The sequence below is a fragment of the Comamonas nitrativorans genome (assembly GCF_042654765.1).
In the GTDB taxonomy this organism is placed as follows: domain Bacteria; phylum Pseudomonadota; class Gammaproteobacteria; order Burkholderiales; family Burkholderiaceae_C; genus Comamonas; species Comamonas nitrativorans.
Genome location: NZ_JBHSEW010000006.1, coordinates 12,592 through 32,909, shown reverse-complemented (window position 1 = coordinate 32,909; position 20,318 = coordinate 12,592). Strand labels below are relative to the sequence as shown.

At 65.1% G+C, this 20,318-nt stretch carries 19 protein-coding genes; 1 reads left to right on the top strand and 18 read right to left on the bottom strand.

Annotated elements, in window-relative coordinates; all coding sequences use genetic code 11:
- Nucleotides 1-89: 89 nt before the first annotated feature.
- From rpsJ to ACFO3A_RS07800, 10 genes are all read right to left on the bottom strand, one after another.
- Nucleotides 90-401, bottom strand: coding sequence for a 30S ribosomal protein S10 (gene rpsJ / locus ACFO3A_RS07845; RefSeq protein ID WP_317700498.1), 312 nt, complete (start codon nucleotides 399-401; stop codon nucleotides 90-92).
- A 25-nt stretch (nucleotides 402-426) separates the two neighbouring features.
- Nucleotides 427-1,617, bottom strand: a complete 1,191-nt coding sequence (gene tuf, locus ACFO3A_RS07840; RefSeq protein ID WP_377725436.1) for an elongation factor Tu — start codon at nucleotides 1,615-1,617, stop codon at nucleotides 427-429.
- Between the two features lie 170 nt (nucleotides 1,618-1,787).
- Nucleotides 1,788-3,896, bottom strand: coding sequence for an elongation factor G (gene fusA, locus ACFO3A_RS07835; RefSeq protein WP_377725435.1), 2,109 nt, complete (start codon nucleotides 3,894-3,896; stop codon nucleotides 1,788-1,790).
- A 142-nt stretch (nucleotides 3,897-4,038) separates the two neighbouring features.
- On the bottom strand, nucleotides 4,039-4,512 hold the full coding sequence (gene rpsG / locus ACFO3A_RS07830; RefSeq protein WP_207574328.1) for a 30S ribosomal protein S7: 474 nt from the start codon (nucleotides 4,510-4,512) through the stop codon (nucleotides 4,039-4,041).
- A 163-nt stretch (nucleotides 4,513-4,675) separates the two neighbouring features.
- Nucleotides 4,676-5,053: a 30S ribosomal protein S12 gene (rpsL, locus tag ACFO3A_RS07825; RefSeq protein ID WP_003059441.1), complete on the bottom strand. Its 378-nt coding sequence runs from the start codon at nucleotides 5,051-5,053 to the stop codon at nucleotides 4,676-4,678.
- Nucleotides 5,054-5,194: 141 nt separating this feature from the next.
- The gene (locus ACFO3A_RS07820) at nucleotides 5,195-6,364 is read right to left on the bottom strand and encodes a D-alanyl-D-alanine carboxypeptidase family protein (RefSeq protein ID WP_377725432.1); all 1,170 of its coding nucleotides are present in this window, start codon (nucleotides 6,362-6,364) and stop codon (nucleotides 5,195-5,197) included.
- A gap of 227 nt (nucleotides 6,365-6,591) precedes the next feature.
- Nucleotides 6,592-7,227, bottom strand: coding sequence for an alpha/beta hydrolase (locus ACFO3A_RS07815; protein ID WP_377725431.1), 636 nt, complete (start codon nucleotides 7,225-7,227; stop codon nucleotides 6,592-6,594).
- A 129-nt stretch (nucleotides 7,228-7,356) separates the two neighbouring features.
- The gene (locus tag ACFO3A_RS07810; RefSeq protein WP_377725429.1) at nucleotides 7,357-7,716 is read right to left on the bottom strand and encodes a (2Fe-2S) ferredoxin domain-containing protein; all 360 of its coding nucleotides are present in this window, start codon (nucleotides 7,714-7,716) and stop codon (nucleotides 7,357-7,359) included.
- A gap of 10 nt (nucleotides 7,717-7,726) precedes the next feature.
- The gene (locus ACFO3A_RS07805; RefSeq protein WP_377725734.1) at nucleotides 7,727-8,824 is read right to left on the bottom strand and encodes a VanZ family protein; all 1,098 of its coding nucleotides are present in this window, start codon (nucleotides 8,822-8,824) and stop codon (nucleotides 7,727-7,729) included.
- Nucleotides 8,825-8,840: 16 nt separating this feature from the next.
- Complete coding sequence (locus ACFO3A_RS07800; protein WP_377725427.1) at nucleotides 8,841-9,260, bottom strand: CopD family protein; 420 nt, start codon at nucleotides 9,258-9,260, stop codon at nucleotides 8,841-8,843.
- 221 nt (nucleotides 9,261-9,481) lie between these two features.
- On the opposite strand from ACFO3A_RS07800, the gene hemB reads away from it, so the two are divergent.
- Complete coding sequence (gene hemB / locus ACFO3A_RS07795; RefSeq protein WP_377725426.1) at nucleotides 9,482-10,492, top strand: porphobilinogen synthase; 1,011 nt, start codon at nucleotides 9,482-9,484, stop codon at nucleotides 10,490-10,492.
- A 128-nt stretch (nucleotides 10,493-10,620) separates the two neighbouring features.
- Here the strand turns inward: hemB and ACFO3A_RS07790 are convergent, their stop codons facing one another.
- The 8 genes from ACFO3A_RS07790 to paaE all read right to left on the bottom strand — a co-directional run bounded on the left by ACFO3A_RS07790 (nucleotide 10,621) and on the right by paaE (nucleotide 20,306).
- On the bottom strand, nucleotides 10,621-12,150 hold the full coding sequence (locus tag ACFO3A_RS07790) for a 3-hydroxyacyl-CoA dehydrogenase (protein WP_377725424.1): 1,530 nt from the start codon (nucleotides 12,148-12,150) through the stop codon (nucleotides 10,621-10,623).
- Nucleotides 12,147-12,926 carry an ABC transporter ATP-binding protein gene (locus ACFO3A_RS07785; protein ID WP_377725423.1) on the bottom strand — a complete coding sequence of 260 codons (780 nt, stop codon included), beginning with the start codon at nucleotides 12,924-12,926 and terminating at the stop codon, nucleotides 12,147-12,149. The genes ACFO3A_RS07790 and ACFO3A_RS07785 overlap by 4 nt, the downstream gene beginning before the upstream one ends.
- Complete coding sequence (locus ACFO3A_RS07780) at nucleotides 12,923-14,821, bottom strand: branched-chain amino acid ABC transporter ATP-binding protein/permease (protein ID WP_377725421.1); 1,899 nt, start codon at nucleotides 14,819-14,821, stop codon at nucleotides 12,923-12,925. The genes ACFO3A_RS07785 and ACFO3A_RS07780 overlap by 4 nt, the downstream gene beginning before the upstream one ends.
- A complete protein-coding gene (locus ACFO3A_RS07775) occupies nucleotides 14,818-15,846 on the bottom strand; it encodes a branched-chain amino acid ABC transporter permease (protein WP_377725419.1) in 1,029 nt (342 codons plus the stop codon). Before ACFO3A_RS07775 ends, ACFO3A_RS07780 begins: the two co-directional genes overlap by 4 nt.
- Before the next feature lie 122 nt (nucleotides 15,847-15,968).
- Nucleotides 15,969-17,123, bottom strand: coding sequence for an ABC transporter substrate-binding protein (locus tag ACFO3A_RS07770; RefSeq protein ID WP_377725417.1), 1,155 nt, complete (start codon nucleotides 17,121-17,123; stop codon nucleotides 15,969-15,971).
- Nucleotides 17,124-17,202: 79 nt separating this feature from the next.
- Entirely contained in the window at nucleotides 17,203-18,414 is a 1,212-nt protein-coding gene (pcaF, locus tag ACFO3A_RS07765; RefSeq protein WP_377725415.1) for a 3-oxoadipyl-CoA thiolase, read from the bottom strand.
- Nucleotides 18,411-19,067 (bottom strand): TetR/AcrR family transcriptional regulator, encoded by a 657-nt coding sequence (locus ACFO3A_RS07760; protein ID WP_377725414.1) that lies wholly within the window; start codon nucleotides 19,065-19,067, stop codon nucleotides 18,411-18,413. The genes pcaF and ACFO3A_RS07760 overlap by 4 nt, the downstream gene beginning before the upstream one ends.
- 153 nt (nucleotides 19,068-19,220) lie before the next feature.
- Nucleotides 19,221-20,306 carry a 1,2-phenylacetyl-CoA epoxidase subunit PaaE gene (gene paaE, locus ACFO3A_RS07755; RefSeq protein ID WP_377725413.1) on the bottom strand — a complete coding sequence of 362 codons (1,086 nt, stop codon included), beginning with the start codon at nucleotides 20,304-20,306 and terminating at the stop codon, nucleotides 19,221-19,223.
- Nucleotides 20,307-20,318 lie beyond the last annotated feature (12 nt).

Genomic DNA, 20,318 nt, shown 5'->3' with positions numbered 1-20,318 from the left:
AGCACAAAATTTTAACGCGAACTGCCCAAGCGAGCAAGTTCGCGTTAAAAACTCAACGAATGGCCCGCCACGACGGCAGGCCTTCCGTCTTATTGCAGTTTGATTTCGACGTCCACGCCAGCCGGCAGGTCGAGCTTCATCAGGGCATCCACCGTCTTATCGGTCGGATCCACGATGTCCATCAGACGCTGGTGGGTGCGGATTTCGAGCTGATCGCGGCTGGTCTTGTTCACGTGCGGCGAACGCAGAATGTCAAAACGCTTCATGCGCGTCGGCAGCGGCACGGGGCCTTTGACGATGGCGCCTGTGCGCTTGGCGGTTTCCACGATCTCGGCAGCGGATTGGTCAATCAGCTTGTAGTCGAAGGCTTTCAGGCGGATACGGATTTTTTGTTTGGACATTGTTAATTCCTAGTTGTGCTAAGAATCAAGCAATAACCTTGGCAACCACGCCAGCGCCCACAGTGCGGCCACCCTCGCGGATAGCAAAGCGCAGACCTTCTTCCATAGCGATCGGTGCGATCAGCTTCACGGTGATCGACACGTTGTCGCCAGGCATGACCATTTCCTTGTCAGCAGGCAGTTCGATCGAGCCGGTCACGTCCGTGGTACGGAAGTAGAACTGGGGACGGTAGTTGTTGAAGAACGGAGTGTGACGACCACCTTCGTCCTTGGACAGCACGTACACCTCGGCGGTGAATTCGGTGTGGGGCTTGATGGAGCCGGGTTTGCACAGCACTTGGCCGCGTTCCACGTCTTCACGCTTGGTGCCGCGCAGCAGCAGACCGACGTTGTCGCCAGCCTGGCCTTGATCCAGCAGCTTGCGGAACATTTCCACGCCGGTGACGGTGGTCTTCTGGGTGTCCTTGATACCGACGATTTCGATTTCTTCGCCGACCTTGATGATGCCGCGCTCGACACGACCGGTCACCACGGTGCCACGGCCAGAGATGGAGAACACGTCTTCCACGGGCATGGCGAAAGCACCGTCCACAGCACGCTCGGGCGTGGGGATGTAGGTATCCAGGGCTTCGGCCAGTTTCAGGATGGCGGGCTCGCCCTTGTCGGACTGGTCACCTTCCAGGGCCAGCTTGGCCGAACCACGGATGATGGGGGTGTCGTCACCGGGGAATTCGTATTTGTCCAGCAGTTCGCGGACTTCCATTTCCACCAGTTCCAGCAGCTCTTCGTCGTCCACCATGTCGCACTTGTTCAGGAACACGATGATGTAGGGCACACCCACCTGACGGGCCAGCAGGATGTGCTCGCGGGTCTGGGGCATGGGGCCGTCAGCGGCCGAGCACACCAGGATGGCGCCGTCCATCTGGGCAGCACCGGTAATCATGTTCTTCACATAGTCGGCGTGGCCGGGGCAGTCCACGTGGGCGTAGTGGCGGCCTTCGGTTTCGTACTCGACGTGCGAGGTGTTGATGGTGATGCCACGGGCTTTTTCTTCGGGGGCATTGTCGATTTGCGAGTAGTCTTTCGCTTCGCCGCCGAATTTCTTGGACAGCACCGTTGCCAGAGCAGCCGTCAGCGTGGTCTTGCCGTGGTCCACGTGGCCGATCGTGCCCACGTTGACGTGGGGTTTCGACCGTTCAAATTTTTCCTTTGCCATTGCAAATTCTCCAAAAGAGCTTGCCTGTGTGGGGTTTAACGTCTGCACCCGATTGCTTGATCACCCTGCACAGGACAACAGGATGGCACCGGATCGCAGATTGCAAAAAAATTTGCTTTTTTAATAGCTGCCAGCGCCTGCTACGCAAGGGCTAGCAGCCAATTCGACTTTTATTTGGCACGCGCCGAAACAATGGCTTCGGCTACGTTACGCGGGGCTTCCGAGTAGTGCTTGAATTCCATCGTGTAGGTCGCACGGCCCTGGGTCATGGAACGCAGCTGGGTGGCGTAGCCGAACATTTCGGACAGGGGCACTTCGGCCTTGATGGCCTTGCCGCCACCGGCCATATCGTCCATGCCCTGCACCATGCCGCGACGGCTGGACAGGTCACCCATCACCGTACCGGCGTAGTCTTCCGGCGTTTCCACTTCCACGGCCATCATGGGCTCCAGGATGACGGGGTTGGCCTTGCGGGCAGCTTCCTTGAAACCGAAGATGGCGGCCATCTTGAACGCCTGCTCGGACGAGTCCACGTCGTGGTACGAACCGAAAGTCAGTGCAACCTTGACGTCCACCACCGGGTAACCCGCCAGCACGCCGCTGGTCAGTGCCTCTTCCACGCCCTTCTGCACGGCGGGGATGTATTCGCGGGGCACGACACCGCCCTTGATCTCGTCCAGGAACTCGAAGCCCTTGCCCGGCTCGTTCGGTTCCAGACGGAACACCACGTGACCGTACTGCCCCTTGCCGCCGGACTGGCGCACGAACTTGCCGTCCACGTCCTTGACGGTGCTGCGGACGGTTTCGCGGTAGGCCACCTGGGGCTTGCCCACGTTGGCTTCCACGTTGAACTCACGCTTCATGCGGTCGATGATGATGTCCAGGTGCAACTCGCCCATACCGGCGATGATGGTCTGGCCCGATTCTTCATCGGTACGCACGCGGAAAGACGGGTCTTCTGCAGCCAAGCGCGACAGGGCAATGCCCATCTTTTCCTGGTCGGCCTTGGTCTTGGGTTCGACGGCCTGGGCAATCACCGGCTCGGGGAACACCATTTTTTCCAGCACGATCGGGGCGGACACGTCGCACAGGGTTTCACCCGTGGTCACGTCTTTCAGGCCCACGCAGGCAGCGATGTCGCCAGCGCGGATTTCGTCCACTTCCTGACGCTCGTTGGCGTGCATCTGCACGATACGGCCGATGCGCTCTTTCTTGCCTTTGGTGGCGTTCAGCACGGTCTCGCCCTTGGAGAGTACGCCCGAGTAAACACGCACAAAGGTCAGCTGACCAACGAAGGGGTCGGTCATCAGCTTGAAGGCCAGCGAAGAGAACTTCTCTGCGTCGTCGGCCTTGCGGGTCAGCTTCTTCTCTTCATCGTCAGGATCGGTACCGGCCACGTCAGGAATGTCGGTGGGCGCAGGCAGCAGATCCAGCACGGCGTCCAGCATGCGCTGCACACCCTTGTTCTTGAAGGCCGAACCGCACAGCATGGGCTGAATTTCGGTGGCGATGGTGCGCTGGCGCAGACCGGAGATGATTTCTTCCTCGGACAGCTCACCCTCTTCCAGGTATTTGTCCATCAGCTCTTCACTGGCTTCGGCGGCGGCCTCGATCATGTTCTCGCGCCACTTGTTGCACGTTTCCACGAGGTCGGCGGGGATGTCGCCGTATTCGAACTTCATGCCTTGAGAAGCATCGTCCCAGATGATGGCCTTCATCTTCAGCAGATCGACCACGCCCTGGAAGGTGTCTTCCGCACCGATCGGCACCACGATGGGCACAGGATTGGCGTTCAGGCGCACCTTCATCTGCTCAACCACTTTGAAGAAGTTGGCGCCGGTACGGTCCATCTTGTTCACGAAGGCCAGACGCGGCACTTTGTGCTTGTTGGCTTGGCGCCACACGGTTTCGGACTGGGGCTGCACGCCACCCACGGCGCAGTACACCATCACAGCACCGTCCAGCACGCGCATGGAACGCTCCACCTCGATGGTGAAATCCACGTGGCCCGGGGTGTCGATGATGTTGATGCGGTGTTCGGGGCGGGACATGTCCATGCCCTTCCAGAAGCAGGTCACGGCCGAGGAAGTGATGGTGATGCCGCGCTCTTGCTCCTGCTCCATCCAGTCGGTGGTGGCAGCGCCGTCGTGCACTTCGCCCAGTTTATGGGTCACGCCGGTATAAAACAGGATACGTTCCGACGTGGTGGTTTTGCCAGCGTCGATGTGGGCCGAGATACCGATATTGCGGTAACGGCTGATAGGGGTTTTGCGAGCCATGATGGATCCTTGATGATCAATGGATGTGGCTGCTGCTCACGGTGCTTACGCAGCAGCAGCTGCAAAGGGTAACCCTAGAACCTCAACAAGGTCGCCAGCAAGGACTTGCGGGCGACCTCCAAAGGCCCCAGGGGCCAAGGCTTTAGAAGCGGAAGTGGCTGAAGGCCTTGTTGGCTTCGGCCATGCGGTGCACTTCGTCACGCTTTTTCATGGCGCCGCCACGGCCTTCGGTGGCTTCCATCAGCTCGTTGGCCAAGCGTTGGGCCATGGATTTTTCGCTGCGCTTGCGGGCAGCTTCCTTCAGCCAGCGCATGGACAAAGCCAAGCGACGCACGGGACGCACTTCAACGGGCACCTGGTAGTTGGCACCACCCACGCGGCGGGATTTCACCTCGACCATGGGTTTGACGTTGTTCACTGCGGTGATGAACACTTCCAGAGCGTTTTTCTCAGGCTGTTTTTTCTCGATCAGTTCCAGAGCGCCATAAATGATGCGCTCGGCAACTGCTTTCTTGCCGCCTTCCATGATCACGTTCATGAATTTGGACAGCTCGACATTGCCGAACTTGGGATCCGGCAGGATTTCACGTTTGGGGACTTCGCGACGACGTGGCATTTTTTACCTCTATCTTTGCTTCAGTTGGCACCATTTCAGGTACCGCGAGAGCCAAACAAGGACTCCCACTTACTCGACCCGCGCACACTATGTGCGTTAGTGGTCACTACGCTGCGCTCCGCGCCACGCGGGGCAACAGCACCGAAAATTCAAACAGCAATGCTTATTTAGCCTTGGGCTTCTTGGCACCGTATTTGGAGCGGGCTTGCTTGCGGTCTTTCACGCCTTGCAGATCCAGCGAGCCGCGCACGATGTGGTAACGCACACCGGGCAAGTCCTTCACACGACCGCCGCGCACCAGCACCACGCTGTGTTCTTGCAGGTTGTGGCCTTCACCGCCGATGTAGGAGATGACCTCGAAACCGTTGGTCAGGCGCACCTTGGCAACCTTACGCAAAGCGGAGTTAGGCTTCTTGGGCGTCGTGGTGTACACACGGGTGCACACGCCACGGCGCTGGGGGCAGTTTTCCATAGCAGGGCTTTTGGATTTAACAACTTCGACCGTGCGGCCCTGACGCACGAGTTGGTTAATGGTTGGCATGTATTAACGTCCCTAAACGTGAATTGCTTTAAAAAAGCGAAAACGTGAATCCCTTCGGAAAATTCCGAAAAGCCCGCAACTGTAGCAGTTCGGCGGGCTGTCGGCAAGTCCCCCGGGATTTCAAACCCTTGCGGTGCTGGATCAGCGGATCCACAGCCGCAGCGCATCCCAGGCGCGGCTGAAGAAGCCGCCTTCGGTGACGTCTTCCAGGGCAAACACGGGCAGCTGGGCCAGGGTTTCCTCGCCCAGCATGACGTGCAGCGTGCCGACCTGCTGGCCCTTGGCGACCGGGGCGATCAGCGGATCCTGCCGCTCGATGCGGGTGACGAGCTTGCCGCTGCTGCCCGCAGGCACGGTGACGACGGTAGTGGCTTCGCGCCCCAGCTTCAGGGTGCTTTGCGTGCCTTTCCACAGCGGCGCTTCTTCCATCGCCTGGCCGGCTTCAAACAGCTTCACGGCGTCGTAGGCGGTGTAGCCCCAGTTGAGCAGTTTCTGGCTTTCGTTGGCCCGGGCGTTTTCACTGGTCGTGCCCAGGACGATGGAGAGCAGGCGCCGCCCCCCTACGTTGGGCATGTCACGCTGCGCGGTGGCCACCAGGCAATAGCCTGCGGCATTGGTGTGTCCGGTTTTCAGGCCATCGACGGTCGGGTCGCGAAACAGCAGGGTGTTGCGGTTCTTGCTGTTCGCCGCTGGCGTGCCCTCGTAGCGGTAGTCCTTGATCTTGTAGTAGTGCATGTACTGCGGAAAGTCCCGCATCAGGCGCATCGACAGAATGGACAGGTCCCGCGCCGTGGTCAGGTGCCCCGGCTCGGTCAGCCCTTCGGGGTTGCGATAGGTGGTGCCGGTCATGCCCAGGGCCTTGGCCTGTTCGTTCATGAGGCGCACGAAGTTTTCCACCGTGCCGCCGACCCCTTCGGCCAGGGCCATGGTGGCGTCGTTGCCGGACTGCACGATCATGCCCTTGATCAGGTCATCGACGGGCACCTGCATCTTGGGGTCGATGAACATGCGCGAGCCGGGCATTTTCCACGCCAGTTCGCTGACCGGCAGGCGCTGGTCCAGGGTAATTTTCTTGGAACGCAGGGCATCGAAGACGAGGTAGCCGGTCATCAGCTTGGTCAGCGATGCGGGTTCGATCTGCGCATCGACGTCCTTGGAGGCCAGAACCTGGTTGGCCGTCACGTCCACCAGCATGTAGTTGCGGGCGGCGATTTCCGGGGGTTGCAGGGTACTCACCTGCGCCATCGCGCACAGGGGGGCGAAGGCAGCGGTACAGGCCAGAAGGCGAAGACGGGTTTTCAACGTAGTCATGGAACTCACTGGAAAAAAACAAGGCCTGCTTGGGATACTCTGCACGAATCGCGCTGCCAAGCGGGCACTGCGGATCGGGATGGGCTGCAAGGCGCAAACCACAGCAATAGCGGTGCTATTGCGAGGATTTGCAACGCCGCAGACCGCCCGAGGCCGCAGAGGCCCACGGCGCGATGATTCGTGCAGAGCATCCCTTACGTGCAGGCCATGGTTGAAAAAAGGGCGGTTTACACCGGGGCGCTCAACAAATGGCGCAGCACCAGGGATTTGAGCAGCGGCAATTGTCCGTGAAAGAAATGCTCCCCCCCCGGCACGACCGTCACCGGCAGGACTTGGGGCCGCGCCCAGTCCATGACGCTGGCCAGCGGCACGGTGTCGTCCTGCTCGCCATGCAGCACCAGGGTGCGGTCGTGGCTTTCAGGCGGCAAGGTGGCTGGATCGAAACGGCTGGCCGCAGTTCCCACCAAAACAATTTTTTGCAAGCGCTCGGGCGTCCACAGTGCCTGCACGGCATGGGTGGTGACAAACGCCCCGAAGGAAAAACCGGCCAGGGCCAGGTTGCCGCCGGGCGCCACCTGCTGCACCACGGCCAGCAGGTCCTGCAATTCGCCCCGGCCCCCGTCGTGTTCCCCGACGCTGGCGCCGACGCCGCGAAAGTTGAAGCGCACCACCTCCCAGCCCGCCTGGACGAAGGCGCGGGTCAGCGTCTGCACGACCTTGTTGTGCATGGAGCCGCCATACAGCGGATGGGGATGCGCCACCACGGCCACGCCCCGGGGCGGCTGCTGGGCGGGACGGTTGCGCAGCGCCTCCAGGGGGCCGACCATGCCATCCAAGGTGAGTTTTTCTGTTTGGGCAATCATGAGGGATGCGGGGGATAAATCTGTCTTTTTATAGCTTTTACCGCTGATAAATAAAGGATTTCAGCATTGTTTGATACTGAAATCGTTGAAAAATCTGCGGTAACAGCACCTTAATCGATAGCTGAAAGGCTAGCGCCCCATGGTGGGCGGGATGAGCAGGCGCTCGACGATGCGGCCATGCTTCAGATGGGATTCGACGATTTCGTCGATATCGGCCTCGTCGATGAAGGAGTACCACACCCCCTCGGGGTAGACCACGCACACCGGCGCGGCCGAGCAGCGGTCCAGGCACCCCGCCTTGTTCACCCGCACCTGGCCCTGGCCGGCCAGACCGGCCGCTTTCACGGCCCGCTTGCAATGGTCGAAACCGGCCTTGGCGCCGTGCAGGGCGCAGCAGTCTTCGCCATTGGGGCGCTCGTTCAGGCAGAAGAAAATATGCCGCTCGTAGTAGCCGGGGGCAGCGGGGGTGGGGGATGCAGCGTCAGTCATCCCCCGGATTTTAGAGAGTCGGCCGCCGCTGGGTCAGCCGCGCCGCCGCATACACCAGCGTGGCATACGGCCAGAGCCAGCCCAGCCACTGCCCCAGGCCGTAGAACTGCACGAAGCGCCCCTGCTCCCACAATTGCAGGGTCTGGGCAAAGTAAGCGCTTTGCGGCGCCTGGTTGAGTGCCCCCAGTTGCAGCGCCAACCCGACCAGGGCCACCACCGCACTCCAGCGCCAGGACAGCACCGCCAGTACCCAGGCCAGCCCCAGCCCCACGGCCAGCCCCAGCAGCGCCGGGGGACTGAGCCACGCCCAGGCATTGGCCGGGCCGTAGCCCAGGGCGCAAGACAAGGCCGTCACCCCCACCCCGACGACCGTCCAGACCAGCGCGGCCACCATGCGCCGCCACGGCTGGCGCACCAGCAGGTGCGTGAGCAAGCACGGCGCCAGCACGCCCACGGCCACGCAGAACAGATAGCCCAGCGGCGTCAGCGCCTGCGCAGGCGCATGGCGCAGCGGCAGCCAGTGCGCATAGGCTGAGCCTTCCAGCCACTGGGCCAGCCCCACCTCCAGGTGCGGTAGCACCTGCCCCAGGCCCAGCGGCACCGCCGCCGGAAACAGCAAGGCCCAGGGCCACAGCAGCAACAGCGCCGTGCCGCCCGCATCCGCATCGCCCAGCCAGCGCTGGCGAAACACCGCCCAGCGCTGCACCCCGCCCAGCAAATGCAGCAGCCAGGCCAGCACACCGCCCAGCAGTGCCCCCAGGCTGTTGAGCAGCCAGTCGAGGTTGGACGGCACGCGCCGGGGCAGGTACAACTGCAATACTTCCATGCCCAGCGACAGGACGCTGCCCAGCCCCAGGGCCAGCAGCACCGCCCACCGCGCCGCGCCCGAGCGCACGGCGCCCAGGCCCAGCAAAAAGCCCAGCGGCAGGTAGCCGGCGATGTTGCTGCCCACGTCGAATCCCGTCCAATACTGCGGCGGCAGGGGCTGGGTCAGGACGGCCCACCAGGACAGCTCCTGGTCACGCCAGCCCTCGAACGGGTACAGGCTGGCAAAGACGATCAGCGCCGCATACAGCAGCGCCAGGGGCCAGGCGGAGGATTTGTGCAGCACGCCCGGCCCGCACTCAGAACGGCTTGACCACCACCAGGATGACGACGACCGTGAGCAACAGCACCGGCAGCTCGTTGAACCAGCGGTACCAGACGTGGCTGCGCAGCGTCTGCCCATCCTGCATCCGGGTGAACATGCGGGCGCACATCCAGTGGTAGCCGATGGTGGCCAGCACCAGCACCAGCTTGGCGTGCAGCCAGCCCTTGGCGCCCCAGAACCAGCCGAACCACAGCCACAGGCCCAGCCCCACGGCAGGCACCGCCAACAAGGTGGTGAAGCGCAGCAGCTTGCGTGCCATCAGCAGCAAGCGCTCACGTTCGGCGACGGAGCCGGGCGGCACCATGGCCAGATTCACGTAAATGCGCGGCAGATAGAACAGGCCGGCAAACCAGCTGGCCACGAAAACGATATGAAAAGCTTTGACCCATAACATAGGGCCAGCAGTGTACGTGCCCCCCGCCGCTGCCCTGCCCCGGGCCGAAAAAAAGCCCGGCCAAGGCCGGGCGCAGAAATCCCCGGTGAACCGGGGCCTGCTCAGGGAGGTCAAGCAGGGAGTGCAGCCAAACTGCTCTCGCGGGCCAATCTAACAGCCCGGGCAGGGGCGCCGGGATGGGACTATCCCCAAGGCACCCAGGCGCGGCACAATCGGCGTCCATGCACTTATCCAACCCCACCCCCTTCCCCGCCAACCGCCCGCGCCGCCTGCGCCGCGATGCCTTTACCCGCAACCTGGTGCGCGAACACCGCCTGAGCAGCCACGACTTCATCTACCCGGTGTTCGTCCACGAAGGCGAAAACCGCCGCGAGGCCGTGCTGTCCATGCCCGGCGTGGAGCGGCTGTCGCTGGACCTGCTGCTGGACGTGGCCCGCGAATGCGTGCAGCTGGGCATTCCCTACCTGGCGCTGTTCCCGGCCATCGACCCGGCCCTGAAAACCCCCGACGGCAAGGAAGCCGCCAACCCCGACGGCCTGATTCCCCGCGTGGTGCGGGCGCTGAAAAAAGAGTGCCCCGAACTGGGCATCATGACCGACGTGGCGCTGGACCCCTACACCAGCCACGGCCAGGACGGCATCCTGGACGACACCGGCTACATCATCAACGACGACACGGTGGAAATGCTGGTGGCCCAGGCGCTGGCCCACGCCGCCGCCGGCGTGGACATGGTGGCCCCCAGCGACATGATGGACGGGCGCATTGCCGCCATCCGCGACGCGCTGGAGGCGCACGGCCACATCCACACGCGCATCATGGCCTACAGCGCCAAGTACGCCAGCAGCTTCTACGGCCCCTTCCGCGACGCCGTGGGCACGCGCGGCGCCCTGGGCAAGGCCGACAAGAACGTCTACCAGATGGACCCGGCCAACACCGACGAAGCCCTGCGCGAAGTGGCGCTGGACATTGCCGAGGGCGCGGACATGGTGATGGTCAAGCCCGGGATGCCCTACCTGGACGTGCTGCGCCGCGTCAAGGACGAGTTCAAGGTGCCCACCTTCGCCTACCAGGTCAGCGGCGAATACGCCATGCTCAAGGCCGCTGCGGCCAACGGTTGGCTCGACCACGATGCGGTCATGCTGGAAAGCCTGCTGGCCTTCAAGCGTGCCGGGGCCGACGGCATCCTGACCTACTTCGCCATCGACGCGGCCAAGCTGCTGCGGGGCCAGTAAGCGGCCGTCAGAGAGAGCTATCACTTAAATAGCTTCTACCGCTTTTCATTGCTTGATTTCAGAATGAAACAACACTGAAATCATTCAACAGACAGCGGTAGAAGCTATGTTTTTAGCTGACACGCAGTTCAGGCGCTATCTTCCATGTGCATCAGGCTCAACCCCAGCAGCGCCCTGCGGCGCAGCCAGGGGCTGGGGCGGTAGCGCGGGTCACCGTACACACGGTGCAGGCCGTCCAACACTTCCAGCACCTGCGCCGCACCCCAGCGGTTGCCCAGGGCCAGCGGGCCTTGCGGGTAGCCCAGGCCCAGGGTGACGGCGGTTTCCAGATCCTGCGGGGTGCAGATGCGCTGCTGGCAGATGTCGGCGGCAATGTTGACGATGGTGGCCAGCACGCGCTGGGTGACGAAGCCGCCGCTGTCGCGCACGACGCTGACGGCCTTGCCGTCCCGGGCGAACAGGGCGTGCGCGGCGGCCCGCAGGTCGGCACGGGTGGCCGGATTGGTGGCCAGCACGCGGCGCTGCGTGGCGCTGTCGTCGATCAGCAGGTCGATGCCCACGGTGCGCGTCGCATCCAGGCGCTCGGCCACGGCGGCGGTGCTTACATCCAGCCCCAGGGGCGCAACCACGATCAGCGCCTGGGCGGACGGGGTGGCGCCCGTTTCCAGCACTGCGCCCAGCGTGTGCAGCAGATCGCACAGTGCAGCGCGGCGCGTGGCCTGGGGCGAGACCCAGACCGGCGGCAGTACGGCCACGTCCGGCACGGGCGGCTCCGGCGGCACCCGGGCGCTGCCGTTTTCGTAGCAATAAAACCCTTGTCCGGCCTTTTTTCCGACCACACCGCCCGCCAGCCGCTGCGCGGTGATGACGCTGGGGCGGTAGCGCGGTTCGTCGTAATACTGGCGGTAGATGGCTTCCATGACCGGGTGCGAGACGTCCAGCGCCGTCAGATCCATCAGCTCGAAGGGGCCAAGGCGAAAGCCGACCTGATCGCGCAGGATGCGGTCGATGGTGGCGAAGTCGGCAATGCCCTCGCCGACGATGCGCAGCGCCTCGGTGTTGTAGCCGCGCCCGGCGTGATTGACGATGAAGCCGGGCGTGTCCTGCGCCTGCACCGGCTGATGGCCCCACTGGCGCACGGCCTGGGCCAGCGCGTCGCACAGGGCCGGATCGGTCTTCAGCCCGGCGATCACCTCCACGACCTTCATGAGCGGCACCGGGTTGAAGAAATGCAGCCCGGCAAAACGCGCCGGGCGCTGCAGGCCCGCAGCGATCTGCGTGACCGACAGGGAGGAGGTGTTGCTGACCAGCACCGCATCCGGGGCAACGACGGCTTCGAGCTGGGCGAACAGCGCCTGCTTGGCGTCCAGGCGTTCGACGATGGCCTCGATCACCAAGGCGCAGCCGCGCAGGTCGGCAACTGCGCCCACGGGTTGCAGGCGATCGCTGTAGGCGCTGACCTGTTCGGCGCTCAGGCGGCCCTTGTCCTGCAGGCGCAGCCATTGCGCCTGCACCGCGCTGCGGGCGGCTTCGGCAGCACCGCTCTGGGCGTCGAACAGCAGTACCTGGCAGCCGCCCTGGGCGGCGATCTGGGCAATGCCTCGCCCCATGGCGCCCGTGCCGACGATGCCGATGAGGGGATAAATCGGTGTGGTCATGGTGAAGTGGGATAGAGAGATGTTTTGTGCGCATTCGCGCCCATGCCCAGGTAGGTGTCGATGATGCGCCGGTCGTTGAGCAGGTCCTGCGCATCGCCGGACAGGGCCACGGCCCCCATCTCCAGCACATAGGCGCGGTCGGCCACCTGCAAGGCGGCGCGGGCGTTCTGCTCGACCAGCAGCACGGAGACGCCGTGGCGGCGCAGCGAGGCCACCACCTGCAGCACTTCGCGCGTGATCAGCGGCGCCAGCCCCAGCGAGGGTTCGTCCAGCATCAGCAGGCGCGGACGGGCCATCAGCGCCCGACCGATGGCCAGCATCTGGCGCTCGCCGCCGGAAAGGGTGGCGGAGATCTGCAAGCGCCGCTCGCCCAGGCGCGGGAAGATATCGAACACCTCCTGCATGCGCTGCGCCTGGTCGCGCTGGCCCCGCCGCCAGCGGGAGAAGCCGCCCAGCAGCAGGTTGTCTTCGATCGTCATTTCGCCGAACAGCTCGCGCTTTTCCGGCACCAGTGCGATGCCGTGCGCCACCATGGCTTCGACGCTGGGGCGGGCGATGCGTGCGCCCCCCAGGGTGATGCTGCCCCTGGCGGGCAGCAGCCCCATGGCGGCACTGAGCAGCGTGGTCTTGCCCGCGCCGTTGGGGCCGATGACGGTGACGATCTCGCCCTCCTGCACGGTCAGATCGACGTCATGGACGGCTTCCACCGGGCCGTAGGAGACGCAGATGCCCTGCAATTGCAGCAAGGCGGTGCGTGGTGTGGCTGTTGTGCTCATTTGATGATCCCCGCTGCCAGATCGTCGGCACCGCCCAGATAGGCGTCCAGCACGCGCTGGTTGTTTTGAATGTCCCTGGGCGTGCCCTCGGCAATCACGGTGCCGAACTCCAGCACGGTGATGCGGTCGGCCAGGTTCATGACGAACTCCATGTCGTGCTCGACCACCAGGATGCCCAGCCCCTCGGCCCGCAACTGCGTGAGCAGGTCGGCCAGGGCACGCTTTTCCAGGTGGCGCAGGCCGGCCGCCGGTTCGTCCAGCAGCAGGACGGCCGGCTGCCCGGCCAGGGCGCGGGCGATCTCCACGATGCGCTGCTGGCCCAGCGCCAGCGAGGCCGCCGGGGTGTCGGCAAACGCGCCCAGGCCGCAGCGCTCGATCTGGCGGCGGGCCTCGGCCAGCAGGGCCGCCTCCTCGCTCCGGTCCAGGCGCAGCATGGCGGCCAGCCAGCCCTTGTGCGCCCGCCGGTGCGCCCCCAGGGCGACGTTTTCCACCACGCTGCGCTGGCCCAGCAGGCGCACGTGCTGGAAGGTGCGCCCCAGCCCCAGGGCGGCAAAGGCCCGCGAGGGCCGCTTGCCCATCACCTCGTTCATCAGGCGCACGTCGCCTTCGGTCGGCTCGTCCACGCCGGAGATCATGTTGAAGAAGGTGCTTTTGCCCGCGCCGTTGGGGCCGATCAGGGCATGGATTTCCCCGGCCTTGACGGACATGGACACCTGGTTGTTGGCGATCAGCCCGCCAAAGCGCTTGGTCACTTCCCGGGCCTGAAGAATCACCGAGCCGGGGGTCGGCAGGCTGCGCTGCGCCAGCGCCGCTTCGGCCCTGGGCGCACGCACCTTGTCCGGGCGCAGAAAACGGCCGGACAGGCGTTGCAGCGTCGGCCACATGCCGTCGGCAAAGCGTTGCAGCACCAGCACCATGAGCAGGCCGAACACCACCACCTCGAAGTTGCCGCTGGTGCCCAGCAGGGCGGGCAGCACGTCCTGGAGCTTTTGCTTGAGCAAGGTGATGACCGTCGCCCCCAGCACCGCGCCCCACAGGTGGCCCGCGCCGCCGACCACGGCCATGAACAGGTATTCGATGCCGATGTTCAGGTTGAACGGCGTCGGGTTGATGAAGCGCTGCATGTGCGCATACAGCCAGCCGGAGATGGCCGCCAGCAGCGCCGCCAGCACGAACAGCTTGATGCGGTAGCGGCCCGTATCCACGCCCATGGATTCGGCCATGACCCGGCCCCCTTTCAGGGCGCGGATGGCACGGCCCTCGCGCGAATCGAGCAGGTTGCTCATCAGCCACAGCGCCAACAGCAGCACCGTCCAGATCAGCACGCCCAGCAGGCGCGGGTCGGCCAGCGAGTAACCGGCAATGGTCAGGGGCGGTACGCCGCTGATGCCGGTCTGCCCGCCCAGGAACTGCATGTTGCCGAACAGGTAGTACAGGCTCAGGCTCCAGGCGATGGTGCACAGCGGCAGGTAGTGCCCGGAGAGCTTGAGCGTCACCGCCCCCAGCCCCCAGGCCACGGCAAACGTCAGCCCCAGCCCCAGCGCCAGCCCGACCCAGGGCAGGCCGCCCATGCCGACAATGCCGCCGAGCGCCTGCACCGCCGTGGGCGATGTGCAGGCCCAGGCCGTGGCATACGCGCCCATGCCGACGAAGGCCGCCTGCCCGAACGAGGTCATGCCGCCGACGCCGGTGAGCAGCACCAGCCCGACGGCCACGATGGCGTACAGGCCGATGTAGCTCATCACCACTACGGTGAATTCCGGCAGCAGCCCCCAGGCCAGCGCCAGGGCCAGCACGCACAGCCCCGTCAGTTGGGCACGGGTCAGCAGCCCGCCAGGGGCGCCGGTGGGGGTGGTTGCAGGTGTTTTTGCAGATGTGGGTGCGGGCGCAGTCATTCATCGTCCTCCACATGGCGGCTGTGCAGCGAACGCCACCACAGCACCGGAATGATCAAGGTAAATACCAGCACCTCTTTGTAGGCGCTGGCCCAGAAGGATGAAAACGATTCCAGCAGGCCCACCAGCAAGGCGCCCACCAGGGCCAGCGGGTAGCTCGCCAGCCCGCCGACGATGGCCGCCACGAAGCCTTTGAGGCCGATCAGGAAGCCGGTGTCGTAATACACCGTGGTCAGGGGCGCGATCAGCAGGCCGGAGACGGCGCCGATCAGCGCCGCCAGGGCAAAGCTCACGTCGCCCGACAAATCGGTGGGAATGCCCATCAGGCGTGCCCCGACGCGGTTGATGGCCGTGGCCCGCAGGGCCTTGCCGACCATCGACCGCTCGAAGAACGCGAACAGCAGCAGCACCAGCGCCAGCGTCACCCCCAGCACAACCAGGGACTGGCCGGAGACCATCATCGAACCCAGCTCGAAGCGGGCCTCGGAAAACGGCGTGGTGCGCGAACCTTCCGCGCCGAAGAACAGCAGCCCGGCGCCCACCATGACCCCGTGCAGCGCGACCGCGACGATGAGCAGGATCAGCACCGACGCATCGGCCAGCGGGCGGAACACCAGGCGGTACAGCAGCGGCCCCAGCGGGGTGATGAGCAGCAGCGTGGTCAGCGCCTGCAGCCACAGCGCTTCGGGGCGCACGGCCAGCACCAGCACGGCGGCCAGGGCCGGCAGGGCCGCGCACCAGAACAGGGTGGCGAACCAGTTCACGCTCTCGCCCTTTTTCCAGCGCCAGCCCTCCACGGCCAGCACGGCCAAGGCCAGTCCCAGCAGCAGCCACAGAGTGGCCGGGGTGGCGCCGGTTTGCAGCATGACCATGCTGAGTGCGCCAAAGGCCACAAACTCCCCCTGCGGAATGAAGATCACGCGGGTGACGGAAAACACCAGGACGAGCGCCAGCGCCATCAGGCCGTAAACGGCTCCGTTGACGATGCCGTCCTGCCCCAGCAGCAAGGCAATCTGGAAATCCATATTCGTCTTTCTTTCTGCAATCCAAACAGCCCCAGGGCCGGGGTCGGCCTGGGGAACACGCGGTTCATGGATGCGCCTGCATGGGCCTGCCGCCCGGCCTCAGCCAGGCGGCAGGGACACCATCAGGGCTGGTATTTCCAGGTGCCGTTCTCGATCTTCACCATCACGCTGGCCCGCTGGTCCAGGCCCAGGTGGTCGGTGGGCGACATGGTGAAGATGCCGTGGGCGCCGGGCACTTCCTTCAGCCCCTCCAGCGCATCGCGCATGGCGGCGCGGAACTCTGCCGTGCCGGGCTTGGCCTTCTTCAGCGCTTCGGGCACGGCGGCGGCCATCAGCACGCCGGCATCCCAGCCGTGGGCGCCAAAGGTGGAGACGCTGCCCTTGCCGTGGGCGGCCTCATAGGCTTTCACGTAGGCCGTGGCCGAGGCTTTGACCGGGTGGCTGGCAGGCAGCTGGTCGGCCACCAGCACCGGGCCGGCCGGCAGGAAGGTGCCTTCCACGTCCTTGCCGCCCACACGCAGGAAGTCGGCGTTGGCCACGCCGTGGGTCTGGTAATACTTGCCGGTAAAGCCGCGCTCCTTGAGCATTTTTTGCGGCAGGGCGGCGGGGGTGCCGGAGCCGGCCACCAGCACCGCATCGGGCTTGGCCGAGATGATCTTGAGTACCTGGCCGGTGACCGAGGTGTCGGTGCGGTTGTAGCGCTCGTTGGCGACGATCTTGAGTTTCTTCAGCTCGGCCGCCTTGGAAAACTCGTTGTACCAGCCCTCGCCATAGGCATCGGAAAAGCCGATGAAGGCCACCGTCCTGGCCCCCGAAGCGGCCATGTGGGCCGCGATGGCCAGGGACATCATGATGTCGTTCTGCGGGGTCTTGAAGACCCATTTGCGCTTGTCGTCCATGGGTTCGACGATGCGGGCGGCAGCGGCCATGGAGATCATCGGCGTTCTGGTTTCGGCGGCCACGTCGATCATGGCCAGCGACACCGGCGAGGTGCTGGAGCCCAGCACCACGTCCACCTTGTTCTCGCTGATCAGCTTGCGCATGTTGGCCACGCCGTTGGTGGTGTCCGAAGCGTCATCCAGCACGATGTAATTGATCTTCTCGCCGCCGATTTCCTTGGGCATCAGGGCAATGGTGTTTTTTTCCGGGATGCCCAGCGAGGCCGCCGGGCCGGTGGCCGAAACGGTCACGCCGACGTTGATGTCGGCCAGCGCCAGGCCGCTGGCGGCCAGCAGGCTGGCCGCAGCCAGGGTAGAGAGGGTCAGTCGTTTCGTCATCGTTGTCTCCTTGGTGGTGGTAGTGGTCGTGGAAAAATCAAAAATCAACGCCAGCGGCGACCGGTGCGCCGCTGGCGGCTCAGGCGCGTTCCAGCGCCAGGGCAATGCCCTGGCCCACGCCGATGCACATCGTCGCCAGGGCGCGGCGGCCCCCGGTACGCTCCAGTTGGCGCAAGGCCGTCAATGCCAGGCGGGCCCCGGAAGCACCCAGGGGATGGCCCAGGGCAATCGCCCCGCCATTGGGATTGACGTGCGGCGCATCGTCGGGCAGACCCAGCTGGCGCAGCACGGCCAGCCCTTGCGCGGCAAAGGCTTCGTTCAGTTCGATGGTGTCCAGGCTGTCCAGCGACCAGCCGATGCGGGCCAGCAGCTTCTGCGTGGCCGGGGCCGGGCCGATGCCCATGATGCGGGGGGCCACGCCTGCAGTGGCCATGCCGACGATGCGCCCGCGCGGGGTGAGCTGGTAGCGCTGGAGCGCGGCGTCCGAGGCCAGCAGCAGGGCGCAGGCGCCGTCGTTGACGCCCGAGGCGTTGCCGGCGGTGACGGAGCCGTCCGGGCGCACCACGCCCTTGAGGCGGGCAAGCTGCTCGGCGGTGGTTTCCGGGCGGGGGTGTTCATCCTCGCGCACCACGATGGGGTCGCCCTTGCGCCGGGGAATGGTGACGGGAACGATCTCGCCGTCGAAGAAGCCCGCGTCCTGCGCGGCCTTGCAGCGCTGCTGCGAGCGCAGCGCCAGCGCATCCTGGTCGGCGCGGGCGATGCCGAAGTCCTGCGCCACGTTCTCTGCCGTCTCGGGCATGGAGTCGATGCCGTATTGCGCCTGCATCGCGGGATTGACGAAGCGCCAGCCGATGGTGGTGTCCTCGATGCGGGCGCTGCGCGAAAAGGCGCTGTCGGCCTTGCCCAGGACGAAGGGGGCGCGGGTCATGCTCTCCACGCCGCCGGCGATCATCAGGTCGGCTTCCCCGCTGCGGATGGCGCGGGCCGCCATGCCGATGGTGTCCAGCCCGGAGCCGCACAGACGGTTGACGGTGCCGCCGGGCACCTCGATGGGCAGGCCCGCCAGCAGCGCCACCATGCGGGCCACGTTGCGGTTGTCCTCCCCGGCCTGGTTCGCGCAGCCATAGAGCACGTCGTCGATTGCACGCCAATCGACGGTGGGGTTGCGCTCCATCAGGGCCCGCAGCGGGATGGCCCCCAGGTCGTCCGTGCGCACATTCGCCAGGGCGCCGCCGTAGCGGCCAAAGGGCGTGCGCACGCCATCGACAATCCATGCGTTTACTTGCGTCATCTATTTGCTTTCGTAGGTGGTGGAGGGGAGGAGGCGGGCGAGGCCGCCCCCGTGGCGGGCCGGCGCACTGCCGCAGCGCCGCCGAAGAAAAGGTCGGTCACGATGGGGGCCATGTCCTCGTAGCTCAGGCTGCCGCCGGGGCGAAACCACGTGAACATCCAGTTGATCATCCCGAACAGCAGCATGGTGGTCGGCTTGGACAGACGTTCCTGACCCAGGTGCGGCCACAGCTGCTCGACGGTGTTGGAGAACTCGTGGGTGACCTGGCGCTCGGAACCGAGGATGCGGGTCTGGTCGGCTTCGGTGAGGAATTTGATGTCCTCGATCAGCACGCGGTGGGCGTGCTGGGCCTGGGCGTATTCGATGACGAAGCGGCGGATCAGCTCGCGCAGCCGCGCCTCGGGTTCCAGGTTCAGCTCGGCCACCTCGCTGACCAGGGCCTGCAGGCGCACGATGTGGTTTTCCGCGATGTTCACCAGCAGGTCGTACTTGTCGCGGAAGTAGTGGTACAGGGCCGGCTTGGACAGGCCGCAGGCTTCGGCCACGCCATTCATGGACGTGGCCGAGTAGCCGCGCTGAGCAAACAGTTCGGCAGCGTGCTGCAAGATCAGCTCGCGCTGGTCTTCGTATCCGGATGAGCGTCCTCGGGCCATGGTGGTATTCCTCCTTCGTTTCTCTCAAGGGTGCGCAGGCGCAGGGATGCGCCCAGGCGTGCCAAATGCACTATGAATAGTGCAACCGGCCATTGTCTGACAAGTGCTGGCAGCTACGATTCTTGAGGGATTGAAGGACGGCATGGTTCGGCTTCAGCGTTCATCGAAGGAAAGCACGACCTGCGGCGTCAGGGGGCGGCACTGGCAGGTGAGGACGAAACCTGCCGCCACCTCGTCCTTGTCCAGGGCGAAGTTGCGTTCCATGCGCACCTGGCCTTCCAGGCATTTGGCGCGGCAGGTGCCGCACACGCCCGAGGTGCAGGAAAACGGCACTTCCAGCCCGGCGGCGGAGGCGGCATCCAGAATGCTGGGCTGCTCCTTGCGGAAGCCGAACTCGCGCTTCAGGCCGTCGCGCACGATGGTGATCTGTGCCTGCTCGGCATCGCCTTCCTGCACCTGGTGGACGGCTGCGCCGACCTGGCCTGCGGCGGACAGCGCCACACCGAAACGCTCGACGTGGATGCGCTCCTCGGGCACACCGGCGGCCAGCAGGGCGGCCTGGGCCTCGTCGTTCATCTGGAAGGGGCCGCAGACGAAGACTTCGCCGATCTGCGCGGGCGGCACGATGTGGCGCAGAAATTCGCCCACCTTGTCGCGGTTCATCAGCCCCATGTTGATCGGCGCCTCGGTGGCTTCGCCGGAGAACACATGGTGCAGCGCCACGCGCGTGAGGTAGCGGTTCTTCACGTCTTCCAGCTCCTCCTTGAACATGGTCGATTGCAGCGTGCGGTTGGCGTACAGCAGGGTGAAGCGGCTGTGCGGCTCGCGGGCCAGCACGGTTTTCATGATGGACAGGATGGGCGTGATGCCGCTGCCCCCGGCAATGCCCAGGTAGTGGCGCCGGGCGCCGGCATCCAGCGGCACGTAGAAGCGCCCTTGCGGGGCCATGACCTGCAGGGTGTCGCCCACCTTGAGGCGGCGGTGAATCCAGTTGGAGAACAGCCCGCCGGCGACGCGGCGCACGCCCACGCGCAGGTGGGCCTCGTCCACGCCGGCGCAGATGGAGTAGGAGCGGCGCACGTCCTGGCCGTCGATGGTGGTGCGCAGCGTGAGGTACTGGCCCTGGATGAAGCCGAAGACCTGGCGCAGCGCAGGCGGCACCTCGAAGGAGACGATGACCGCCTCGGCGGTATCCGGTTCGATGGCGCATACGCGCAAGGGGTGGAAGGAAACGCTCATGGCAATGGCTTG

Excerpts from the sequence above, each read along its gene's own strand:
- rpsJ (WP_317700498.1), bottom strand. The coding sequence starts at position 401 with ATGTCCAAACAAAAAATCCGTATCCGCCTGAAAGCCTTCGACTACAAG.
- tuf (WP_377725436.1), bottom strand. The coding sequence starts at position 1,617 with ATGGCAAAGGAAAAATTTGAACGGTCGAAACCCCACGTCAACGTGGGC.
- fusA (WP_377725435.1), bottom strand. The coding sequence starts at position 3,896 with ATGGCTCGCAAAACCCCTATCAGCCGTTACCGCAATATCGGTATCTCG.
- rpsG (WP_207574328.1), bottom strand. The coding sequence starts at position 4,512 with ATGCCACGTCGTCGCGAAGTCCCCAAACGTGAAATCCTGCCGGATCCC.
- rpsL (WP_003059441.1), bottom strand. The coding sequence starts at position 5,053 with ATGCCAACCATTAACCAACTCGTGCGTCAGGGCCGCACGGTCGAAGTT.
- ACFO3A_RS07820 (WP_377725432.1), bottom strand. The coding sequence starts at position 6,364 with ATGACTACGTTGAAAACCCGTCTTCGCCTTCTGGCCTGTACCGCTGCC.
- ACFO3A_RS07815 (WP_377725431.1), bottom strand. The coding sequence starts at position 7,227 with ATGATTGCCCAAACAGAAAAACTCACCTTGGATGGCATGGTCGGCCCC.
- ACFO3A_RS07810 (WP_377725429.1), bottom strand. The coding sequence starts at position 7,716 with ATGACTGACGCTGCATCCCCCACCCCCGCTGCCCCCGGCTACTACGAG.
- ACFO3A_RS07800 (WP_377725427.1), bottom strand. The coding sequence starts at position 9,260 with ATGTTATGGGTCAAAGCTTTTCATATCGTTTTCGTGGCCAGCTGGTTT.
- hemB (WP_377725426.1), top strand. The coding sequence starts at position 9,482 with ATGCACTTATCCAACCCCACCCCCTTCCCCGCCAACCGCCCGCGCCGC.
- ACFO3A_RS07790 (WP_377725424.1), bottom strand. The coding sequence starts at position 12,150 with ATGACCACACCGATTTATCCCCTCATCGGCATCGTCGGCACGGGCGCC.
- ACFO3A_RS07785 (WP_377725423.1), bottom strand. The coding sequence starts at position 12,926 with ATGAGCACAACAGCCACACCACGCACCGCCTTGCTGCAATTGCAGGGC.
- ACFO3A_RS07780 (WP_377725421.1), bottom strand. The coding sequence starts at position 14,821 with ATGACTGCGCCCGCACCCACATCTGCAAAAACACCTGCAACCACCCCC.
- ACFO3A_RS07775 (WP_377725419.1), bottom strand. The coding sequence starts at position 15,846 with ATGGATTTCCAGATTGCCTTGCTGCTGGGGCAGGACGGCATCGTCAAC.
- ACFO3A_RS07770 (WP_377725417.1), bottom strand. The coding sequence starts at position 17,123 with ATGACGAAACGACTGACCCTCTCTACCCTGGCTGCGGCCAGCCTGCTG.
- pcaF (WP_377725415.1), bottom strand. The coding sequence starts at position 18,414 with ATGACGCAAGTAAACGCATGGATTGTCGATGGCGTGCGCACGCCCTTT.
- ACFO3A_RS07760 (WP_377725414.1), bottom strand. The coding sequence starts at position 19,067 with ATGGCCCGAGGACGCTCATCCGGATACGAAGACCAGCGCGAGCTGATC.
- paaE (WP_377725413.1), bottom strand. The coding sequence starts at position 20,306 with ATGAGCGTTTCCTTCCACCCCTTGCGCGTATGCGCCATCGAACCGGAT.